This is a genomic window from Streptomyces scopuliridis RB72, from assembly GCF_000718095.1.
Classification (GTDB): Bacteria; Actinomycetota; Actinomycetes; order Streptomycetales; family Streptomycetaceae; genus Streptomyces; species Streptomyces scopuliridis.
The window spans coordinates 132,273-149,079 of sequence record NZ_JOEI01000004.1; the positions used below are offsets into that span (position 1 = coordinate 132,273).

Genomic DNA, 16,807 nt, shown 5'->3' on the forward strand with positions numbered 1-16,807 from the left:
TTTCCGGGCTCTCCTCCTGTCACCGAAAGGCCGTCACCCCCTCATGCCAGAGCTGGTGTTCTTCTCCGGAACGATGGACTGCGGAAAGAGCACCCTCGCTCTTCAGATCGAGCACAACCGGTCCGCGCGCGGGCTCCAGGGCATGATCTTCACCCGCGACGACCGCGCGGGCGAGGGAAAACTCTCCTCCCGGCTCGGCCTGGTGACCGACGCCGTCGAGGCCGCCGAGGGCTTCGACTTCTACGCGTATCTGGTGGACCGGCTCTCCAAGGGCGGCCGGTGCGACTATGTCATCGCCGACGAGGCCCAGTTCCTCGCGCCCGAGCAGGTCGACCAGCTCGCGCGGGTGGTGGACGATCTGGAACTGGACGTCTTCGCCTTCGGCATCACCACCGACTTCCGCTCGAAGCTCTTCCCCGGATCGCAGCGGCTGGTGGAGCTGGCCGACCGCGTCGAGGTCCTCCAGGTCGAGGCGCTCTGCTGGTGCGGCGCGCGGGCCACGCACAACGCGCGGACGGTCGGCGGCGCCATGGTGGTCGAGGGAGCGCAGGTCGTGGTCGGGGATGTCCACCAGAACGGGAGCGAGGTCGGGTACGAGGTGCTGTGCCGGCGCCATCACCGCCGCCGGATGACCGCGGCCACCGCGCGGGCGGCCACCCTCTCCCCGGACGTCCTCCCGGTCTGAGCCGCCGCGTCCGAGACCGCCCGCCCGCATCTCGGACCGGGGCCGGGCCGGCGGCGGCCGGTACGCCGCCGGTCAGCGCGTGGCCGACCGTACGATCGTGAAGACCGCGCCCTCCGGGTCCGCGACCGTCGCGAGCCGCCCGTCCTCCCCCTCGTGCGGTGGCGTGATCACCTGCCCGCCCAGTTCGGTCACCAGCCCCGCGGCGGCGTCCGTGTCGTCCACCTCGAAGTACGTCATCCAGTGCGAGCCCAGATCGCGGTTGAGCGACCGGCCCACGCCGCGCAGTGAGGCGACGGGCCGGTCCTCCAGACGCAGCGTCATGAAGTCGAGGTCGGCGGAGACGACCTCCTCCACGTCATAGCCGAAGAGCGTTTCGTAGAACTTCCCGACCGAGGATGTCTCACGCGTGATCAGTTCGTTCCAGACCGGTGTGCCATGCGCTCCGGCCACGGCCGTGCCGATATGCGCGGCCGCCTGCCAGATCCCGAAGACCGCACCCGACGGGTCCGCGGCTATGGCCATCCGGCCGGCCTCCGCCGCGTCCAGCGGTCCCACGCCGACGGTGCCGCCGCAGCTCCTGATCGTCTCGGCCGTCAGATCGGCGTCGTCCGTCGCCAGATAGGTCATCCAGGAGATGGGCAGCTGCCGGTCGGGCGGCAGCTGGCCGATGCCCGCGATCGCCTTGCCGTCGAGCAGTCCGCGGACATACGGTCCGAGCTGCTGCGGTCCCGGCTGGAACTCCCAGCCGAACAGCGCTCCGTAGAACTCCTCGGTCGCGGCAAGGCCGTGCACCATCAGACTCACCCAACAGGGTGTGCCGGGTGTGCGCCGGATCGCTGCCTCGGTCATCGTCACTCTCTCCTCGGACCTTCGTGATGGCGGCCCTGGGCCGAGCGCGAGCCGCCGTGCGGGACATGGCCGTACAGCCGTGAAGATGCTGTCACCCACCGCCATCCGGCGCCGGATGACCGCGCCGCATTTGGCGGGATCTCGATTCGCTGTTTACCCCCCGTTTCTCCACCGTTATGAGCGGCCCGGATCGTACGCGAGGATGGCGTCCATGACAGCCATCATCACCGCGGCGGAACTCGCCTGCGAGTCGGCCGGACCCCGCCCGCCCGTCCTCCTCGACGCCCGCTGGCAGCTCGGCGGTCCGCCCGGCCGCGCTCAGTACGAGGCCGGCCATCTGCCGGGCGCCGTCTATGTCGACCTCGACCAGGAACTGGCGGGCCCGCCAGGCGCGGCCGGCCGGCACCCGCTGCCCGATGTGGCGGCCTTCGGCGCGGCGATGCGCCGGGCCGGAGTCTCGCAGGACAGGCCGGTCGTGGTGTACGACGGCGGACAGTCCTGGGCGGCGGCCCGCGCCTGGTGGCTGCTGCGCTGGGCGGGCCACCCGGACGTCCGGGTCCTGGACGGCGGACTGGCCGGCTGGACCGGCCCCGTGACCACCGAGATCCCCGCGCCGGAAGAGGGCGACTTCACCCCGGCGCCCGGCGCGCTCCCGCTGCTGGACGCGGCCGCCGCGGCGGCCCTCGCCCGCGAGGGGCTGCTGCTGGACGCGCGGGCGGCCGAGCGCTACCGCGGCGATGTCGAGCCGATCGACCCCGTCGGCGGCCATATCCCCGGCGCGCTGTCGGCGCCGACCGCGGAGAACGTGGCTGAAAACGGTGGGTTCCTCCCGGCCCAGGACCTCGCGGCCCGCTTCGCGGCGCTGGGGGTCACCGGTGATTCGAAGGTCGGCGTCTATTGCGGCTCGGGGGTTTCGGCAGCCCATGAGGTGCTGGCCCTGGAGATCGCGGGCATCCCGGCGGCGCTGTACGCGGGTTCCTGGTCCGAGTGGTCCGCCGACACCTCGCGTCCGGTCGCCAAGGGACCGGATCCCCAGTAAGCCGGATCCCCGGTAGGTCCCGAGCACACCGAAGGGGCCGGTACTCACCCGTCATGGTGAGTGCCGGCCCCTCCTGCTCCGTATGTACGGACGTGCTAATCCTGCTTCTTGCGGCGCGTACCGAACACGATCTCGTCCCAGCTCGGCACCGCGGCCCGCCGGCCCGGACGTACGCCGTCCGCCTCCGCCTGGCGGTCCGTCGTGCCCGTGAGCCGGTCCCGGTGACCGGCCACCGAACGCGGCATCAGCACATCCGCGTACGCCGACCCGGCACCGGCGGAGGCGGCGGGCGCCACCGGCTCCTCGGCGTCCGGCTCCTCTTCCTGGTCCGCGGCCGGACCCGTCGGCTGCTCGGGCACCACCATGTCGCCGCGGAAGCTCGGCACGGCCTCCAGCAGGCTGGTCAGCGAATCGCGCTCGCTCGTATCGTCCGGCTCCGGCGCGACCGGCCGCTCCAGCTGCCGGTCGAGGGAACGATCCAGCGGCCGGTCGCGCGGCAGCCGGGCGATCCGGGGCACGAACGGGAAGCTCGGCTCCTTCGCGGCGACCGTGTCGTCCGTGTCACCGATCAGCGCGCGCGCCTCGTCGTCCACGGCCTGCACGAGCCGCCGGGGCGGGTCGTACGTCCAGCTCGCGGAGTGCGGCTCGCCCGCGACCAGATAGACCAGCAGGACTTCCCAGGTGCCGTCGTCGCGGCGCCAGGAGTCCCACTGCACGGTCTCCTTGTCGGCGCCGCGCAGCGTCAGCCGCTCCTGTACGGCCTCACCGAGCTGGGGCCCGGTGTTCTCGCCGGGGCGGCGCACGGCCGTCTTCCTGGCCCGCTCCGCCATGAAGGCGCGCTCGGCGAGCACCGGCCCCTCGAAGCGGCGGACCCGGTCCACCGGGATTCCGGCGTGCTGCGCGACCTCCTCGGCGGAGGCACCGGCTCGTATCCGCGCCTGGATGTCACGCGGTCTGAGGTGGCTCTCCACCTCGATCTCGATCTGGCCGAGACGCGCGCGGTCATTGCGCACGGCGGCGCGCAGCCGCTCGTCAATCGGAAGCGTGTATTCCGTGCTGTCGGCAGCTTTGAGCACCAGTCGTGTGCCGTCGTTGGAGACGGCCACGACACGCAGTTCGGGCATGGGGACCTCCCGGGTGGTGCCTGCCGACGTCACGTGCGTCGCTGCTTCCGCTAGTCGAGTGTGGCCTGCCCGGGTGCAGCCTGCCACAACCTTTCCGTGCTGCCCGGCGTGTCGGGCATGGGTCCTGGATCGCCGATGACACGGTTACCTGTTTGCGACGCAGAGTGACGAACCGGGTCACTCTCTGCAGCAGGTGCCCGTACGGTGCCACGGCTCCGCCGGATCGAGTGCCACGTTCGGCCCCCTTCCCGTAGGTCCCGGACGCCCATGAGGGAGTCCGGCCCCAGGGCTCGCCACAGTACTCCATTCGGGCCACGGGGGTGGACCGGCGCGCCGCCCAAGTTCTCCCAGGGTAGGGGAGTTGGGTCCTGGTGACGATCCCGAACGGGTGTCCTGCTTCACAGAATCCCCGAAATCGGAACTATCCGTTTCGCTCAGTTGTCCTTTCCTGGTGCAAGGTGGGACAGATGGGCGATCAGGGACTGTAGATGGATCAGAGGCCGGGCAGCGGTACGCGACAGGACGAGAGCGAGGTATCCGGGGAGCGGCGGGCGCAGCGGCTCGAACTGAGCGTGCCGCAGGTCGCGGGCAGCGCGTTCGCGGCGGTCGCGGCGGCCGTGCTCGCCTCCCGGCTCGGCGTGTACGGGACGATCGTCGGCGCCGGTGTGGTCAGCGTGATCGCCACCTGCGGCGGCCCGGTCCTCCAGCATCTGTTCCGGCGCACCGGCGAGCAGATACGGGAGGTCACCGTCCAGGTGAAGCCGGGCGGCCGGCAGGTGCCGGTACGGGACGATCCCGCCGATCCGCCCGTGCTGGACGGGGAGTTCGGGGAGGCCACCACCCATGGCACCCGGGTACGGGGCTGGAAGCGCCCGCTCCGCGCGGCCGTTGTCGTCTTCGTGGTGGCGATGGTCGGCATCACCGGGTTCGAACTGGCCGCCGGGCAGGATCTGAACGGGGGCAAGGGGACGACCGTCGGATACGTCGTACGCGGCGGTGGCGGCGATTCCACCCCGTCGAAGGACCCCGCCAACTCGCCGGACCCCGGCGGCGATCCGAGCGGGACACCGGACGGGCGGTCGTCGGGCGGCACCGGCGGTACGGACCCGGGCGGATCGCCCGGCACCGGACCGAGCACGGGTACGGACACGGGACAGGGCGGCGGCACGGATCCGTCGGCCACCCCGTCCACCACGCCCTCCGCCACCCCCTCCGGCTCCGGCGCCTCCAGCCCGGCACCGACGCCCTCCGACGGCTCCGGAAGTACCGGAACGAGTGACCCCGGAACGGGCAACTCCGCGACGACCGGCCCGTAGCCGGACCGCCACGAGGACGGAGGACGGGGGAGCGGGGTGCGGGACGGGCATCGGCACTCAGTCCCCGAGGACCCGCCGCAGATAGTCGTTCCCGAACAGCCGGTCCGGATCGAGCCGGTCCCGTACCGCCGTGAACTCACCGAAGCGCGGATACACCCCGGACAGATAGGCCGCGTCCCTGGTGTGGATCTTCCCCCAGTGCGGCCGGCCGCCGTGCGCGGTCATGATCCGTTCCACCGCGGTGAAGTAGGAGCGGTACGGCGTGCCCCGGTACAGATGCACCGCGATGTACGCGGTCTCCCGGCCCGACGCCGTCGAGAGCGCGATGTCGTCCGCCGGGGCCGTCCGTATCTCCACGGGGAAACTCACCCGTAGCGGGGAACGCTCGATCATCGCCTTGACCTCGCGCAGCGCTCCGATCGCGGCCTCGCGCGGCAGTGCGTACTCCATCTCCACGAAGCGCACCCGGCGCGGGGAAGTGAAGACCTTGTAAGGGATGTCCGTGTACGTACGGGCGGAGAGCGCGCGGCTGGAGATCTTGGAAAGAGCGGGGATGGTGGCGGGAACGGCGCGGCCGAGCGAACAGGCCACCTGGAAGGCGCCGTTGGAGAGGAGTTCGTCGTCGATCCAGCCGCTGAGCCGGCCGGGCGGGGCCGCGATACCCGCGCTGCGGTTGTTGCGCTTGGTGTTGCAGTTGCCGGTGTGCGGGAACCAATAGAACTCGAAGTGCTCGTTCTCCGCGACGTGCTGGTCGAACTCGGCCGTGACCCGGTCGAAGGTCATCGGCTCCTCACGGGCCGTCAGCAGGAAGACGGGCTCCACCGCCAGGGTGACCGCGGTGACCACACCCAGCGCGCCGAGCCCGATCCGGGCGGCGGCGAAGACCTCCGGGTTCTCCTCGGCCGAGCAGCGCAGCAGCGAGCCGTCGGCCGTGATGAGCTCCAGGGCCCGGATCTGGGCGGCTATGGACGCCGAGTCCCGGCCGGTGCCATGGGTGCCGGTGGAGGTGGCGCCCGCGACGGTCTGCTCCATGATGTCGCCCATATTGGTGAGCGACAGTCCCTCCCTGGCCAGCGCCGTGTTCAGCCGTTTCAGCGGGGTGCCCGCCGCCACGGTGACGGTGCCCGCCGCCCGGTCGGTCTCCCGGATGCCGGTGAGCAGATCGGGGCGTATCAGCACCCCGTCGGTGGCGGCGGCCGCGGTGAAGGAGTGGCCCGTACCGACGGCCTTGACCCGGAGCCCGTCCCGCGCCGCCCGGCGTACGACCCCGGTCAGCTCCTCGACGGAGGCCGGCGTCACCACGCGGGCCGGACGGGCCGTGACGGTCCCCGCCCAGTTACGCCACGCTCTCGTGGCCGTTGTACGGTTCCTGGTCATCCGTCCCGCGCCCTCCCCGACTCGGCACCGGCCCGCGCAGCCGGCGATACCCCAGGAACGCCACCACGGCCGCGGCCGTGCCCGCCGCGACGGGCACCCCGTACCCCGCCTCGGCGCCGGCCGCGTCGACCACCCAGCCGGCGGCCGACGAGCCGAGCGCCACGCCGACCGCGAGCCCGGTACTGGTCCAGGTCATGCCCTCGGTCAGCTTGGTGCGCGGTACGTGCGCTTCGACGAGGGCCATGGTCGTCACCATCGTCGGTGCGACGGAGAGGCCCGCGACAAAGAGCGCCACGGCCAGGAACGGCAGGTTCCCGGCCAGTTGGAGGGGGATCATACTCACGGCCATCACGCAGATACCCACCAGCCACCTCCGCGCGGGGGGACCGGTGAGATGCAGCAGCCCGAACACCACCCCGGCGAGGCAGGACCCGAGCGCGTACACGGCCAGCACCAGACTCGCCGCCGCCTTGTGACCCCGTTCCTCCGCGAAGGCGACCGTCACCACATCGACCGCGCCGAAGATCGCTCCGGTCGTGACGAAGGTCGCCACCAGGACGCGCAGCCCGGGGGAGCGGAGCGCCGAACCCCCGGTGTGCTGCTCGCGCGGCTGCGGTACGGGCTCGGTGGCGCGCTGCGCGGTCAGCCAGACGACACCGATGACCAGGAAGACGGCCGCCAGCAGCGGGCCCGCCTCCGGGAACCATGCGGTCGAGAGCCCGATGGAGACGATCGGGCCGAAGATGAAGCAGACCTCGTCGACGATCGACTCCCACGCGTACGCGGTATGCAGTTCGCGCGGTGAGCCCCGGTAGATCGCGGCCCAGCGCGCCCGCACCATCGCGCCGAGGCTCGGCACACAGCCGGCGCCCGCGGCGAAGACGAACAAGGTCCAGTCGGGGGCGGACTGCTGGGCGCAGACGAGCAGCCCCGCCACGGACGTCACCGCGACCAGGGTCGCCGGCCGCAGGATCCGGCTCTGACCGTGCCGGTCGATGAGCCGGGAGATCTGCGGACCGAGCAGCGCGGCGGACATCGCCAGCGTCGCGGAGAGCGCCCCCGCCAGCCCGTAACGCCCGGTGAGCTGGGAGACCATCGTCACGATGCCGATGCCCATCATGGCGAGCGGCAATCTGCCGATCAGTCCGGCCGCACTGAATCCCTTGGTACCGGGAGCGGCGAATATCGCGTGGTAGGAACTGGGCAACGGACGCTCCGGTAAGGAATGAATCTGGCGATACAGCTTACGGTCGCGGGTCCGGCGCGCGCGCCCCGATTTCCGGCCGGGCGGCGCGGGGCGATTCCGGGCGGGGTCCGGGCGGGGCGCGGTTGCCGGGCGCGGAGAGCCGGGTGGGAGGATCGGACACATGCCAGAACAGCTCGCGACTTCCCCCTACGACGCTCTGCTTCTGCTGTCCTTCGGCGGTCCCGAGGGCCCGGACGATGTGGTTCCGTTCCTGGAGAACGTGACCCGGGGCCGTGGCATCCCCAAGGAACGGCTGAAGGAAGTGGGCAAGCACTACTTCCTGTTCGGCGGGGTCAGCCCGATCAACGAACAGAACCGCGCCCTGCTGGACGCCCTGCGCAAGGACTTCGCCGAGCACGCCGTGGATCTGCCGGTCTACTGGGGCAACCGCAACTGGGCGCCGTATCTGACCGACACCCTGCGCGAGATGGTCGCGGACGGCCGGCGCCGTATCGCCGTCCTCGCCACCAGCGCGTACGCCTCGTACTCGGGCTGCCGCCAGTACCGCGAGAACCTCGCGGACGCGCTCGCCACCCTGGCCGACGAGGGGCTCGCGGTGCCCCGGGTGGACAAGCTGCGCCACTACTTCAACCACCCCGGTTTCGTACGTCCCATGGTCGACGGCGTGCTCGCCTCGCTCGCGGACCTGCCGGAGGACGTACGCGCGGGCGCGCATCTCGCCTTCACCACCCACTCCATCCCCGACGCCGCCGCCGACACCTCGGGGCCCGTCGAGGCCCACGGCGAGGGCGGTGCCTATGTGGCGCAGCATCTCGATGTCGCCCGGCTGATCGCGGACGCGGTCCGCGAGGAGACCGGCGTCGAGCATCCCTGGGAGCTCGTCTACCAGTCGCGCAGCGGCGCCCCGCACATCCCGTGGCTGGAGCCGGACATCTGCGACCACCTGGAGACCCTGCACGGCGCCGGCGTCCCGGCCGTCGTGATGGCCCCCATCGGCTTCGTCTCCGACCATATGGAGGTCCTGTACGACCTCGACACCGAAGCCACCGCCAAGGCCGCCGAGCTGGGGCTCCCCGTACGCCGCTCGGCGACGGTGGGGGCGGACCCGCGTTTCGCCGCGGCCGTACGTGATCTCCTCCTGGAACGCGCCGCCACCGAGCGGGGGCGCGCGGTGGAACGCTGCTCCCTGGGCGCGCTCGGCCCGAGCCATGACCTCTGCCCGGTCGGCTGCTGCCCCGCCCGTGCCCCCAGGCCCGCCGCGGCGGGCGCCGACAGCCCGTACGCCTGAAGGAGCCCGCTGTGACCGACGCCCCGAACGAGGACGCCCCGAACGAGGACGCCCTGAGCGACGAACTGCTGGCACTCGCCCTGGAGGCGGCGAGCCGGGCCGGCGCGCTGCTGCGTGACGGCCGCCCCGACGATCTGGCCGTCGCCGCCACCAAGTCCAGCCCCATCGACGTCGTCACCGAGATGGACATCGCGGCCGAGAAACTGATCACCGGCTATCTCTCCGAACACCGCCCCGACGACGGCTTCCTGGGTGAGGAAGGCGCCAGCTCGGCGGGCAGCAGCGGGGTCCGCTGGGTCATCGACCCGCTGGACGGCACGGTCAACTACCTTTACGGGCTGCCCACCTGGGCCGTCTCCATCGCCGCCGAACGCGACGGCGAGACGCTGGCCGGAGTCGTCGCGATCCCGCTGCGCCGCGAGATCTTCCGCGCGGTGCGCGGCGGCGGAGCGTTCCTCAATGACCGCCCGATCGGATGCCGCCCCGCTCCGCCGTTGGAGCGCGCCCTGGTGTCGACGGGCTTCAACTACGTCACCGCCGTCCGCACCCATCAGGCGGGGATCGCCCAGCGGCTGATCCCCCAGCTGCGCGACATCCGCCGCGGCGGTTCGGCGGCGGCCGACCTCTGCGATGTCGCGGCGGGGCGGCTCGACGGCTACTACGAGCGCGGACTGCACCCCTGGGACCTGGCGGCCGGTGATCTCATCGCCCGCGAGGCGGGCGCGCTCACGGGCGGCCGTCCCGGCACCCGGCCGGGCTACGACCTGACGGTGGCCGCCGTTCCCGGCGTCTTCGAGCCCCTCCAGGCGCTGCTGGAGGAGTACGGCGCCTGGCACGACTAGGACAGAGCACCGATCGGAGAGCCGGTCGGACGGGTACATGGAAGGGCCCCGGCACCGTTCCCCTCGGCGCCGGGGCCCTTCTCTGTAGGTATCTACGGCTCTGTAATTGTCTAGATTCTGTATGTCTGTACGGCTACGGCTGTACGACGGTGTCTGTACGACCGCGGTGCAGGTCAGACGCCACTGGCGGCGCCGACCTCCACATCCACGCCGTGCTCGGCGGCAAGCCGGCGAAGGTCGTCCAGCTCTTCCTGTTCGACATCCGCGAGGAAGTCGTCGCCCGTTTCACGGGCATGGGTGAGATCCGTTTCCGTGGCCTTTATACGCTGCAGAAGCCCGGCGGTGAACGCGTCCATTGCGCCCCCTCGTCGTGGGTCAGTGGCACGGGGGTGTGCCGACGTCGTGGTCGGTGGCACGGGGGTGTGCCGACGGCGGGAAGATCACGCACCCACTGCCTCTGGATGACAGATAAGGGTGTGGCATGCCACAAACAGGGCGTGATCTCGGGTGTGAAATCGTCTTCCCCACGGTCCGCCGCCGAGAAACCTCAACGCATCAACAAATCCGGTCCATTCCCGGAGGTGCCAGGTCATCCGGCATCGTCTTACCGCCGGTTTATGGCCGTTAAGGGCAGGATGGGCCCGCACAGCCAGTGATACAACCTGCCCTGATCACGGGTGACGGGCCCAGAGGAAGGAACAGCGACGTGCGCGTACTCGTCGTCGAGGACGAGCAACTGCTCGCCGATGCGGTGGCCACCGGACTGCGCCGGGAGGCCATGGCCGTCGACGTCGTGTACGACGGAGCGGCGGCCCTGGAGCGCATCGGGGTGAACGACTACGACGTGGTCGTGCTCGACCGCGACCTGCCCGTCGTCCACGGCGACGACGTCTGCCGGAAGATCGTCGAGCTGGGGATGCCCACCCGGGTCCTCATGCTCACGGCCTCGGGCGATGTCAGCGACCGGGTCGAGGGGCTGGAGCTGGGCGCGGACGACTATCTGCCCAAGCCCTTCGCGTTCAGCGAGCTGACCGCGCGGGTACGGGCGCTCGGCCGCCGTACGACCGTACCGCTGCCTCCCGTGCTGGAGCGCTCCGGGATCAAGCTCGACCCCAACCGCCGCGAGGTCTTCCGCGACGGCAGGGAGATCCAGCTCGCCCCCAAGGAATTCGCGGTGCTCGAAGTCCTCATGCGCAGCGAGGGCGCGGTCGTCTCGGCCGAGCAGCTGCTGGAGAAGGCGTGGGACGAGAACACCGACCCGTTCACCAATGTCGTCCGCGTGACCGTCATGACGCTGCGCCGCAAGCTCGGTGAGCCACCCGTGATCGTCACGGTGCCCGGCTCCGGATACCGGATCTGATGTCCGTGGCGAGTACACCCGCGCCCCCCGCGGCGCCCCCGAAACCGACCTGGGACCCCAGACGCCCGGACCAGTCGCTTCCTTGGGTGCGTCCGACCATCCGGATACGGCTCACGCTGCTCTACGGCGGCATGTTCCTGATCGCCGGCATCCTGCTGCTCTCGATCATCTATCTGCTGGCCGCACAGGCCCTGCACGTGGGCAGCGAGCTGCCCTTCAAGATCGTGACGGGCAAGGTGAGCAGCGACGTCTGCAACTTCCCGGACCAGGCACCCCCGGAAGAGTTCAACGCGGCGATGAACGCCTGCGTCAACCACCAGCGCCAGCAGGCGCTCGACGATCTGCTCAGCCGCTCGCTCTTCGCGCTGGTCGGCCTCAGCGTCATCGCGTTCGCCTTCGGCTACGCGATGGCCGGCCGGGTCCTCTCGCCGCTGGGCCGGATCACCCGTACCGCGCGTCGCGTGGTCGGCTCCGACCTGTCCCGGCGCATCGAGCTGGACGGCCCCGACGACGAGCTCAAGGAGCTGGCCGACACCTTCGACGAGATGCTGGAGCGGCTGGAGCGGGCCTTCAGCGCGCAGCAACGGTTCGTCGCGAACGCCTCGCACGAGCTGCGTACACCGCTCGCGATCAACCGCACCCTGCTGGAGGTCCATCTCTCCGATCCGGGGGCGCCCGTGGAGCTCCAGCAGCTCGGCAAGACCCTGCTCGCGACCAATGAGCGCAGCGAGCAGCTGGTGGAGGGCCTGTTGCTGCTGGCCCGCAGCGACAACCAGATCGTGGAGCGAAAACCGGTCGATCTCGGCGAGGTCGCGACCCGGGCGGTGGACCAGGCGCTCTCCGAGGCGGAGGCGAAGGCGGTGGAGATCCGTGGCGAACGTGTGCCCGCCATCGTGCAGGGCAACGGCGTCCTGCTGGAAAGGATCGCGCTGAATCTGGTGCAGAATGCCGTCCGGTACAACATCCCGGAGGGCGGCTGGGTAGAGGTCACCACCGCGATCGAGCAGGGCCAGGCGATCCTGGTGGTATCGAACACCGGTCCCGTGGTTCCCGCGTACGAGATCGATAATCTCTTCGAGCCGTTCCGGCGGCTACGGACGGAGCGCACCGGCAGTGACAAGGGCGTTGGCCTCGGTCTTTCGATCGCCAGATCCGTCGCGCGCGCCCATGGCGGACGAATTCACGCCGAACCGCGCGAAGGCGGTGGACTCGTGATGCGTGTCACTCTCCCGGTCTGAGAGACTGCGCGGAGTGTTCGGGCAGAAGATTGCTTTGTTCGCTTTGCGCGGAATTCTCGGCGTCAGTTTCCGGCGGACCCATGTGTGATCGATCACAGGGTCGAATTCCCGCCTATCCACTCTGCGTGATCAAGCCTTCAACGGAAAGCCGGTAAAGTCCGGGTTTCCAGGGGTCGGGATCACGGGAAGTACACGGGGTGGCGCCCGTGAAGTACGACATTGGGACCGTGTACGGTCCCCTTCGCCACCCGAAGCCGATCACTCCACGTGAGTCCGGTTGGGTGTCGATTGAGTAACAGACCTTGATGTGAGGCAAAATCTCCGCCTCAGGTCGGGCACAAGTCCGGCCTCTCACGCGTTACCCGCGCTGAGACACCACAGACACCCAGAGGGGGAGAGCGACATGGCAACGGATTACGACACCCCACGCAAGACCGATGACGACGTCGATCAGGACAGCCTTGAAGAGCTGAAGGCCCGTCGGAACGACAAGTCCACGTCAGCGGTCGACGTCGACGAGTTCGAGCAGGCCGAGGGCCTGGAACTGCCCGGCGCGGATCTCTCCAACGAGGAGCTGTCCGTCCGGGTGCTGCCCAGGCAGGCGGATGAGTTCACCTGCATGAGCTGCTTCCTGGTGCACCACCGCTCCCAGCTCGCCAGGGAGAAGAACGGCCAGCCCATCTGCCGCGACTGCGACTGAGGTCAGGCCGGCCGTGGCAGGCGACACACCGTTCCGGAAACGGCGCTTCCGGCGTAAGGGTTCACCGGAGGTGTATGAGGGCGGCACAGGCCCGGCGGAAGGCGTTCAGCCCGCTGCCGAGCACTCCGCCCTGTCGCCCCGTTCCGGCGCGGGTGACGACGAGCGAGGCCGGCCGGCCTCGCTCGAAGCGGTCCGGGAAGACCACGGTGGTCCCAAGACCGGGGGCCGGCGCCTGGACACCGTCAAACGGGGTGTACGCAGGGGCGGCGACAGCGCCAAGGCGGCGCTGGCCCATCTCGCCGACCGGATCATCGAGAACGCTCCTCGGGTTCCGGTCCGCGATCTCGCCACGCTCCGCAAGCAGTTCCCGGGCCTCGGTCCGGAGGAGCTGGCGGACAAGCTGGTCGCGGGCGCCGCGAACAGCACCTCCACGGTCGGCGCGGGTATCGGCGCGGCCGCGATGATGCCCGTACCGCCCGCGATGCCGGCCGAGCTGGCAGCCGAGATCACCGCCGTCGCCGCGATCGAGCTGAAGCTCATCGCGGAGCTGCACGAGGTCTACGGACTGCGCCCGTCCGGCACGCTCAGGGAGCGCAGCGCCGCCTATCTGACGTCCTGGACGGAGGAGCGCGGGGTCGACATCACCAGACCGTCGACCTTCAACGGCGCGCTGAGCGGCCGGATGAAACGCGAGCTGCGGCAGCAGATCATGAAGCGCACGGTCCGCAGCCTGCCGAATCTCGTTCCGTTCATGATCGGAGCGGCTGTCGGCGCGATGATGAACCGGCGGGACACCAAGAAGGTCGCCGAGCGCATCCGCAAGGACCTGCGGGCCCGCCAGATCCCCTGGGACACGCTGCACGCGCTGCCGGCGCTGGAGCGGCCCACGGAGCTTCCCGCCGAGCTGCCCAGGGAACTGGGGCACTAGCCAGGTCGCCGCCCGCCGAGCGGGCTCTCAGGCGGCCCGTACCGCGTTCAGCGCCGCCGCCAGCGCCTTCGGGTCGCGGGTCGACACATAGACATACGGCGTCGGGTCGTCCGGGTCCGTGATCTCCACGCGCAGCGCCGTCGGCACATAGCTGCGCAGCAGCATGAAGGCGCGCGGGTCGGCCTTGTGCAGCCGCCAGGCCCGCGCCTCCTCGGCGTCGAGCACCTCGGCTTCACCGAGCGCCGAGACCGGGATCCTCGCCTCGCCCGCGACCAGCGAGTCCGCCACCACCCGGATCCGCGCCGAGCCGTACGAACTCACCCCGGCCGCCGCCAGCGCACCCGCGCCGATCACCCCGCCGAGCATCGGCAGCGGCCCCATCGGCAGCGTGATCAGGCCGCCCGCGACGGCGATCAGAGCGGCGATCCCCCACCAGGACGGGGGGGCGGTCAGGCGTTCGTCGTAGCGCGCGGCGGAAGGCTCCATGGAGCCAAGCTTGGCACGGTGCGGTTCGCGGGCGACCGCGCGGGTAAGGTCTGCGCCTGTGAGTAACGTGCCATCCCGGGGAGCGCCCCCCGGATCCCCCGCGGGGCCGGGGCCCCTGACACCGCCGGCTGACGCCGTACCGCCGGTACGGCACCCCGACGCCCCCGCCCCCGGTGAGCCGCTCGGGGCACACTACGAACACTGTTTCGGCTGCGGCGAGGCACAGCCCCACGGACTCCAGCTGCTGGCACGCGCCGGTGAGGGCGTCCGCATCACCGCCGAGTTCACCGTCAAACCCGCCCACCAGGGCGCCCCCGGGCTCGCGCACGGCGGTGTGCTGGCCACCGCGCTGGACGAGACGCTCGGCTCGCTGAACTGGCTGCTGCGGGTGATCGCGGTGACCGGCCGGCTCCAGACCGAGTTCGTACGGCCCGTACCGGTGGGCACGTCGCTGTATCTGGAGGCCGAGGTCACGGCCGTCCACGGGCGGAAGATCTACTGCACCGCCACCGGCAGGCTCGGCGGCCCCGAGGGACCCGTCGCCGTCCGTGCCGATGCCCTTTTCATCGAGGTCAAGGTCGACCACTTCATCGACAACGGCCGCCAGGAGGAGATCCGGGCGGCCATGGCCGATCCCGACCAGATCAAGCGCGCCCGCGCCTTCGAGGTGAACCCATGAGCCCTGCCCCTTCCGGCCCCCTTGACGTACTGATCCGCCGTGTCGATCCGGAGGCGCCGCTTCCGTCGTATGGACACCCGGGCGACGCGGGAGCCGATCTGGTCACCACCGAGGCCGCGGAGCTCGCCCCCGGTGAGCGGGCGGTCCTGCCGACGGGGGTGGCCATCGCCCTGCCCGACGGCTACGCGGCCTTCGTGCACCCGCGCTCCGGCCTCGCCGCCCGCTGCGGTGTCGCTCTGGTGAATGCCCCCGGCACGGTGGATGCCGGGTACCGTGGAGAGATCAAGGTGATCGTGGTCAATCTGGACCCGCGCGAGAGTGTTCGGTTCGAGCGGTTCGACCGGATTGCCCAGCTGATCGTCCAGCGGGTCGAGAAGGTGCGCTTCCACGAGGTGGCGGAACTTCCCGGCTCGGCGCGGGCCGAGGGGGGCTTCGGCTCCACCGGTGGTCATTCCGCCGTGGGCGGGGTACAGGGTGGGAATCGATACGCTTCGGTCGTATCCGACCGGGAAGGACAGTGACGTGTTCGGACGTCGCAAGAAGAGTGGTTCCGCAGAGGGCACGGCGGACGCAGCGGGCGAGGCCGGGCAGCTCACCGACGGCGTCGGCGTGGACGCCGATGACAGCGAGGCGGGGGACGCACCCCGCCGGGCGAACCTTCCGCCGGCGCCCAGGCCCGACGGTCCCTGGGACATCTCCGAGGTCTCCCAGCCCGAAGAGGGCCGGGTGGATCTGGGGGGCGTCTTCGTCCCCGCGGTCGACGGCATGGAGCTGCGGGTAGAGGTCGCCGGTGACGCGATCGTCGCCGCCACCGTCGTCGTGCGCGACAGCGCCGTACAGCTCCAGGCCTTCGCGGCGCCCAAGAAGGAAGGTATCTGGGGCGAGGTCCGCGAGGAGATCGCCTCCGGCATCACCCAGCAGGGCGGCATCATCGACGAGGTCGAGGGCCCGCTGGGCTGGGAGCTGCGCGCCCAGGTGCCCGTACAGCTGCCGGACGGCACCGGAGGCGTCCAGCTGGTGCGCTTCATCGGGATCGACGGACCGCGCTGGTTCCTGCGCGGTGTGATCTCCGGGCAGGGCGCGGTGCAGCCCGAGGCCGCGGGGCTGCTGGAACAGATCTTCCGGGACACCGTCGTCGTACGCGGCGAGGGACCGATGGCGCCCCGCGACCCGATCGTCCTCAAGCTGCCGGACGACGCGCAGATGGTGGCCGAGGGCGTCCAGCAGGAGGAGCAGGAGGGATCCCGCTTCTCCGGTGGCATGGGACAGCTCCAGCGCGGTCCGGAGATCACCGAAGTGCGCTGACACCTGACCGCGAATAGCGTGGGCCGCACCCCTTCACGGGGTGCGGCCCATCGTTGTTTTCACCGGTCTTTTCACAGGTCACGGGCGTGACCGTAGGAAGTGCGTCAAGCCGGAGCCCTCATCCGTATGAGACCCGTCAACGGAAGCGGAGTCCGCCGGATCAGCGGGTTTCCTCAGGGGGTCAGATCTTCCGCACTCATTCAGGAGCACCCGATGGCCGACCTGGCCTTCGTCGTCACCACGATCGCGGTCTTCGCGCTGGTGGCCCTCATCGCCAAGGGGGTGACGAAGCTGTGACCGCCGAGAACATCGTCGGCCTGGTCGTGGCCGTCGCCCTGCTGGGCTATCTCGTCCTCGCCCTCCTCTTCCCGGAGAGGTTCTGAG

General features: G+C 70.7%; 20 protein-coding genes. 14 read left to right on the forward strand and 6 right to left on the reverse strand.

The annotated features are described in order from the left end of the window. Positions 1 to 43 precede the first annotated feature (43 nt). A complete protein-coding gene (locus tag IF11_RS0104955; RefSeq protein WP_030350171.1) occupies positions 44 to 685 on the forward strand; it encodes a thymidine kinase in 642 nt (213 codons plus the stop codon). 72 nt (positions 686 to 757) lie between these two features. Here IF11_RS0104955 and IF11_RS0104960 read toward each other — a convergent pair whose 3' ends face one another. Further along, positions 758 to 1,534: a VOC family protein gene (locus tag IF11_RS0104960; RefSeq protein ID WP_030350172.1), complete on the reverse strand. Its 777-nt coding sequence runs from the start codon at positions 1,532 to 1,534 to the stop codon at positions 758 to 760. A 211-nt stretch (positions 1,535 to 1,745) separates the two neighbouring features. Here IF11_RS0104960 and IF11_RS0104965 point away from each other — a divergent pair, with 211 nt between their 5' ends. Beyond that, on the forward strand, positions 1,746 to 2,573 hold the full coding sequence (locus IF11_RS0104965; protein ID WP_030350173.1) for a sulfurtransferase: 828 nt from the start codon (positions 1,746 to 1,748) through the stop codon (positions 2,571 to 2,573). A 95-nt stretch (positions 2,574 to 2,668) separates the two neighbouring features. Here IF11_RS0104965 and sepH read toward each other — a convergent pair whose 3' ends face one another. Next, entirely contained in the window at positions 2,669 to 3,730 is a 1,062-nt protein-coding gene (gene sepH / locus IF11_RS0104970) for a septation protein SepH (protein WP_078490468.1), read from the reverse strand. Between the two features lie 455 nt (positions 3,731 to 4,185). Between sepH and IF11_RS0104975 the strand changes: the two genes are divergently transcribed. Further along, positions 4,186 to 5,013: a hypothetical protein gene (locus IF11_RS0104975; RefSeq protein WP_030350175.1), complete on the forward strand. Its 828-nt coding sequence runs from the start codon at positions 4,186 to 4,188 to the stop codon at positions 5,011 to 5,013. 57 nt (positions 5,014 to 5,070) lie between these two features. On the opposite strand, the gene IF11_RS0104980 is transcribed toward IF11_RS0104975, so the two are convergent. Both IF11_RS0104980 and IF11_RS0104985 read right to left on the reverse strand, forming a co-directional pair. Then, positions 5,071 to 6,390, reverse strand: coding sequence for a D-arabinono-1,4-lactone oxidase (locus IF11_RS0104980; RefSeq protein ID WP_030350176.1), 1,320 nt, complete (start codon positions 6,388 to 6,390; stop codon positions 5,071 to 5,073). Beyond that, positions 6,350 to 7,597 carry an MFS transporter gene (locus tag IF11_RS0104985; RefSeq protein ID WP_030350177.1) on the reverse strand — a complete coding sequence of 416 codons (1,248 nt, stop codon included), beginning with the start codon at positions 7,595 to 7,597 and terminating at the stop codon, positions 6,350 to 6,352. The genes IF11_RS0104980 and IF11_RS0104985 overlap by 41 nt, the downstream gene beginning before the upstream one ends. A gap of 160 nt (positions 7,598 to 7,757) precedes the next feature. Here IF11_RS0104985 and IF11_RS0104990 point away from each other — a divergent pair, with 160 nt between their 5' ends. Both IF11_RS0104990 and IF11_RS0104995 read left to right on the forward strand, forming a co-directional pair. Continuing rightward, a complete protein-coding gene (locus IF11_RS0104990) occupies positions 7,758 to 8,885 on the forward strand; it encodes a ferrochelatase (protein WP_030350178.1) in 1,128 nt (375 codons plus the stop codon). 11 nt (positions 8,886 to 8,896) lie between these two features. Continuing rightward, a complete protein-coding gene (locus IF11_RS0104995) occupies positions 8,897 to 9,727 on the forward strand; it encodes an inositol monophosphatase family protein (protein ID WP_051745517.1) in 831 nt (276 codons plus the stop codon). 173 nt (positions 9,728 to 9,900) lie between these two features. Here IF11_RS0104995 and IF11_RS0105000 read toward each other — a convergent pair whose 3' ends face one another. Further along, complete coding sequence (locus tag IF11_RS0105000) at positions 9,901 to 10,083, reverse strand: hypothetical protein (RefSeq protein ID WP_030350180.1); 183 nt, start codon at positions 10,081 to 10,083, stop codon at positions 9,901 to 9,903. 350 nt (positions 10,084 to 10,433) lie between these two features. Here IF11_RS0105000 and IF11_RS0105005 point away from each other — a divergent pair, with 350 nt between their 5' ends. The 4 genes from IF11_RS0105005 (at position 10,434) to IF11_RS0105020 (ending at position 13,953) form a co-directional block, all read left to right on the forward strand. Continuing rightward, complete coding sequence (locus IF11_RS0105005) at positions 10,434 to 11,087, forward strand: response regulator transcription factor (protein ID WP_030350181.1); 654 nt, start codon at positions 10,434 to 10,436, stop codon at positions 11,085 to 11,087. Positions 11,088 to 11,092: 5 nt separating this feature from the next. Next, complete coding sequence (locus tag IF11_RS0105010; protein ID WP_030350182.1) at positions 11,093 to 12,325, forward strand: sensor histidine kinase; 1,233 nt, start codon at positions 11,093 to 11,095, stop codon at positions 12,323 to 12,325. 403 nt (positions 12,326 to 12,728) lie between these two features. Beyond that, entirely contained in the window at positions 12,729 to 13,025 is a 297-nt protein-coding gene (locus IF11_RS0105015; RefSeq protein ID WP_030350183.1) for a DUF4193 domain-containing protein, read from the forward strand. A 13-nt stretch (positions 13,026 to 13,038) separates the two neighbouring features. Further along, complete coding sequence (locus IF11_RS0105020) at positions 13,039 to 13,953, forward strand: hypothetical protein (RefSeq protein ID WP_030350184.1); 915 nt, start codon at positions 13,039 to 13,041, stop codon at positions 13,951 to 13,953. A gap of 27 nt (positions 13,954 to 13,980) precedes the next feature. Here IF11_RS0105020 and IF11_RS0105025 read toward each other — a convergent pair whose 3' ends face one another. Next, positions 13,981 to 14,439, reverse strand: coding sequence for a DUF3093 domain-containing protein (locus IF11_RS0105025; RefSeq protein WP_030350185.1), 459 nt, complete (start codon positions 14,437 to 14,439; stop codon positions 13,981 to 13,983). 58 nt (positions 14,440 to 14,497) lie between these two features. On the opposite strand from IF11_RS0105025, the gene IF11_RS0105030 reads away from it, so the two are divergent. From IF11_RS0105030 to kdpF, 5 genes are all read left to right on the forward strand, one after another. Continuing rightward, entirely contained in the window at positions 14,498 to 15,118 is a 621-nt protein-coding gene (locus IF11_RS0105030) for a PaaI family thioesterase (RefSeq protein ID WP_240627771.1), read from the forward strand. Then, positions 15,115 to 15,639: a dUTP diphosphatase gene (gene dut, locus IF11_RS0105035; RefSeq protein ID WP_030350187.1), complete on the forward strand. Its 525-nt coding sequence runs from the start codon at positions 15,115 to 15,117 to the stop codon at positions 15,637 to 15,639. The genes IF11_RS0105030 and dut overlap by 4 nt, the downstream gene beginning before the upstream one ends. Before the next feature lies 1 nt (position 15,640). After that, complete coding sequence (locus IF11_RS0105040; protein WP_030350188.1) at positions 15,641 to 16,423, forward strand: DUF3710 domain-containing protein; 783 nt, start codon at positions 15,641 to 15,643, stop codon at positions 16,421 to 16,423. A gap of 126 nt (positions 16,424 to 16,549) precedes the next feature. Further along, entirely contained in the window at positions 16,550 to 16,720 is a 171-nt protein-coding gene (locus IF11_RS40715) for a hypothetical protein (protein WP_157848407.1), read from the forward strand. Then, complete coding sequence (gene kdpF, locus IF11_RS38190) at positions 16,717 to 16,806, forward strand: K(+)-transporting ATPase subunit F (RefSeq protein WP_037727062.1); 90 nt, start codon at positions 16,717 to 16,719, stop codon at positions 16,804 to 16,806. The genes IF11_RS40715 and kdpF overlap by 4 nt, the downstream gene beginning before the upstream one ends. The last annotated feature ends 1 nt before the right edge of the window (position 16,807 follow it).

Excerpts from the sequence above, each read along its gene's own strand:
- IF11_RS0104955 (WP_030350171.1), top strand. The coding sequence starts at position 44 with ATGCCAGAGCTGGTGTTCTTCTCCGGAACGATGGACTGCGGAAAGAGC.
- IF11_RS0104960 (WP_030350172.1), bottom strand. The coding sequence starts at position 1,534 with ATGACCGAGGCAGCGATCCGGCGCACACCCGGCACACCCTGTTGGGTG.
- IF11_RS0104965 (WP_030350173.1), top strand. The coding sequence starts at position 1,746 with ATGACAGCCATCATCACCGCGGCGGAACTCGCCTGCGAGTCGGCCGGA.
- IF11_RS0104975 (WP_030350175.1), top strand. The coding sequence starts at position 4,186 with ATGGATCAGAGGCCGGGCAGCGGTACGCGACAGGACGAGAGCGAGGTA.
- IF11_RS0104980 (WP_030350176.1), bottom strand. The coding sequence starts at position 6,390 with ATGACCAGGAACCGTACAACGGCCACGAGAGCGTGGCGTAACTGGGCG.
- IF11_RS0104990 (WP_030350178.1), top strand. The coding sequence starts at position 7,758 with ATGCCAGAACAGCTCGCGACTTCCCCCTACGACGCTCTGCTTCTGCTG.
- IF11_RS0105000 (WP_030350180.1), bottom strand. The coding sequence starts at position 10,083 with ATGGACGCGTTCACCGCCGGGCTTCTGCAGCGTATAAAGGCCACGGAA.
- IF11_RS0105015 (WP_030350183.1), top strand. The coding sequence starts at position 12,729 with ATGGCAACGGATTACGACACCCCACGCAAGACCGATGACGACGTCGAT.
- IF11_RS0105025 (WP_030350185.1), bottom strand. The coding sequence starts at position 14,439 with ATGGAGCCTTCCGCCGCGCGCTACGACGAACGCCTGACCGCCCCCCCG.
- dut (WP_030350187.1), top strand. The coding sequence starts at position 15,115 with ATGAGCCCTGCCCCTTCCGGCCCCCTTGACGTACTGATCCGCCGTGTC.
- IF11_RS40715 (WP_157848407.1), top strand. The coding sequence starts at position 16,550 with ATGAGACCCGTCAACGGAAGCGGAGTCCGCCGGATCAGCGGGTTTCCT.